The 2,618-nt window shown below is 56.4% G+C and carries 5 protein-coding genes; 3 read left to right on the plus strand and 2 right to left on the minus strand.

Features of this window, described 5'->3' with window-relative positions:
- Positions 1 to 119: 119 nt before the first annotated feature.
- The 3 genes from ACP5J3_RS12875 to ACP5J3_RS12885 are packed head-to-tail and all read left to right on the plus strand — an operon-like array spanning position 120 to position 1,446.
- A complete protein-coding gene (locus tag ACP5J3_RS12875; RefSeq protein ID WP_428496053.1) occupies positions 120 to 752 on the plus strand; it encodes a hypothetical protein in 633 nt (210 codons plus the stop codon).
- Positions 728 to 1,150, plus strand: coding sequence for a hypothetical protein (locus ACP5J3_RS12880; RefSeq protein WP_428496054.1), 423 nt, complete (start codon positions 728 to 730; stop codon positions 1,148 to 1,150). The genes ACP5J3_RS12875 and ACP5J3_RS12880 overlap by 25 nt, the downstream gene beginning before the upstream one ends.
- A gap of 17 nt (positions 1,151 to 1,167) precedes the next feature.
- Positions 1,168 to 1,446 (plus strand): hypothetical protein, encoded by a 279-nt coding sequence (locus ACP5J3_RS12885; RefSeq protein ID WP_428496055.1) that lies wholly within the window; start codon positions 1,168 to 1,170, stop codon positions 1,444 to 1,446.
- A 94-nt stretch (positions 1,447 to 1,540) separates the two neighbouring features.
- Here the strand turns inward: ACP5J3_RS12885 and ACP5J3_RS12890 are convergent, their stop codons facing one another.
- Positions 1,541 to 1,681: a hypothetical protein gene (locus ACP5J3_RS12890; RefSeq protein ID WP_428496056.1), complete on the minus strand. Its 141-nt coding sequence runs from the start codon at positions 1,679 to 1,681 to the stop codon at positions 1,541 to 1,543.
- Between the two features lie 74 nt (positions 1,682 to 1,755).
- A partial coding sequence (locus ACP5J3_RS12895; RefSeq protein ID WP_428496057.1) for a protein kinase family protein occupies positions 1,756 to 2,618 on the minus strand: 863 nt, incomplete at its 5' end.

Here is a 2,618-nt window from a genome sequence, read left to right on the forward strand (position 1 = left end):
AGTCATACGACACAATATTCTATTTATTAAAATAATTTAAAGATTCCACAGCACGCCGCCTAAGACGGCTCTACGTGTGGACCGTCGCAAAACATTTATGTTCTATACAGTGTCTCTACGTGTCTTACGGCGTCATGAAGCTGGTGGGGCCGCCTGGATGCGTCGCGTCCTTTCTCTACAGCTCTAAAAAACCCCTCGCCTTCCACGGCCCCGTCAGCCACCTGGCTGGCCGTTTTGTAGTGGCGGAGGCCCCCGAGGGCTACTCCACCTTCGGCGACCCGCCCCCGCCGGCTCTTGACTACTGCCTACCCGGCGCCGGGAAGTACGCCTTTAAGCTAGAGCCCCCCTACAGACTAGAAGACCTGCTGGAGGTTATGCCCAGCGGCTTGAGAGAAAAAGCGCGGGACAGCGCGTGCATCCGCCGCGCCTTCTACCTAAGCCGAATTGACCCAGCCCCCCTCAAACGCAACCTCGTATACGCCGCAGATCCCCTACTCTTCTTAACGCTGAGCCGCCACATGCCTCTATACACCGTCGAGAACCTCCCAGTAAAAACCCGGGAAAAACGGGTTAAGTGCAGAGCTGGCGCCGAGCCGCCGCCGCCCACGGCGGCCACAGTCACTCTCAGAGTATACACGCCGGAGGAGTACGTCAACGTCCACTACGTAAGCGGCTTGGCGCAACTATTCCTCTTTAGATTTATTAGACGTGGGTGGCTTAGATTACTATGGCTGGTGATGAGGCGGCTGTGAGGCGGTGGGTAATCGACATGTTGAAATTCGCCATGGCGCTGGAGCTGGCCTCCGGCCTCGTCTCGCTCTACTACATATTTGCGGTGGCGGGGGCTTTAGTCTACGTGCTTACCTACTTCCTAGGCGCGGTAGCCGGGGCCGCGGCGGCGGTAGCCGCCGCCACGTACATCGCGCTGGGCTACTCCACCGTCTTCGCGGCTTATAGAATTGTGAAGAAGCCGACGGCTTTAAAGCCGGGAGAGGCTCTACTCTGGTCAAAGCTCGCCCTGGTGGCGGCCGTGCTGGCGGTGCTAAGCGCCAACATCTTATACAGCATTACCAGCGGCCTCATGGCCCTCTCCCTATACCTATACACAAGAGAGCTGGCGAGGCTGACCCAGGAGAAAATATTAAAATAGCCGAACCACATCAAGCAATGGTAGCCGAGGCCCTGGCGATACTCCTCAGACAGCTTGGCACAGAGGCGGCAAAGGGGCTGGTCTACTGGCTCACTGGAAGGACTGTAGACGCCACGGTAGGCGCTCTGCTGGCAAAAGCGGCGAGGGGTCAGACGCTGACTCCACAAGAGATAGAGCAACTGAGATACCTCCTAATTCAGCAGGCGGCGCAGGCCCCGGCACAGCCTCAGATAAACATCGACGAACTCGCCGCCAAAGTCGCCGAAGTCTTGAGAAGACAAGGCTACCTAAAGTAATTCTTTTTTCCGACACCCCATATATTCCTTTGGCAAGCTCCCCCCTCCTATGTACAACAAATTCTGCAGAAGTTTGTCCTCAAGAACGTCTCAATTATTGAAGAGCCGCCCTCTGTTGCACCGGTGGGAGCCGCGCCGGGGCTGTTGCCATGGGCATAACTATAAGCACGAGGAGGCTTGAGTTGGGAGCCTGCGGCGTGGCCGCCGCGAGCCCGCAGAGCTGGAAGAGTTTCAAAATTCTGCAGAGACCGCCGCGCCACTATGAGGGCCGCTACTGTTGCGGCGATAAGCTATCCACGTTGTGTTATTTTATTCCTTTGTAGTCAAGTATATCTCCACAAGTGCTTTCAATACCTCCACTATATGCGGTCTTTCTGAAGGTTTTAAAGCTAGTGTTGTCTTTACTAAAGCCCCCAGCCCTCTTACCTCTTTCTCCAGTTTCTCCGCCGCGTTGTCTACGGCGGCTTGATCCCACTGTTCTCCGTCTATGGTCCCCACGCCGAAGAGCCAGAGGGCTAGGTTGCCGAGCTGGTACACATCCCGCCTATTTTGAAGACCCAGCGACTTGGCCTCGGCGGCTAGGTCGGAAAACACCTGCTCCGGAGCACAGAAGCCTTTTGTACACCCGGCGTATCTAGAGCCCAGCGACGTGGACAAGGCGCTTCTCAGAGAAGCCAAATCGGCGAGTTTACAGACGCCGCCCACAATAACCACATTCGTCGGCTTCAAATCACCGTGGTACAACCCGAGCTCGTGAAGATAGCGAAGACCCTCAGCCACGTGCACCAACGCCTTCAGCTTGTCTTTTGTAGAAAGGTCTTGACTAGCCAACGTGCCGCCGTCGCCCCACTCATATACAAGAATGCCGTATTCAGGATAAGCCTCCAGCAGCCTCAACACATTTGGATGATCCAGCTTCTTAACCACCTCCACCTCTCTCTGCAGAGGCTCTGGTTGCCTCGTGAGGCTTGCCAGCCTCCCCGTCTCGAAATATCTCGACAGCTGGTGGGGCACCTTGACGGCTACGTACTGCTCTCCGCGTCTGCAGCGATACACTGCGAAGAAGCCCCCGAGCCCGGCGGAGGCGCAGTCGGAAAATAGAGAGCTGTTGAAAGAGGGGCCGGGCACCTCCACAGGTCTGTACGAGACAGGCTCTCTAGAAATCTGTAGGG

It is taken from the genome of Pyrobaculum sp. (genome assembly GCF_049971835.1).
Lineage (GTDB): Archaea > Thermoproteota > Thermoprotei > Thermoproteales > Thermoproteaceae > Pyrobaculum.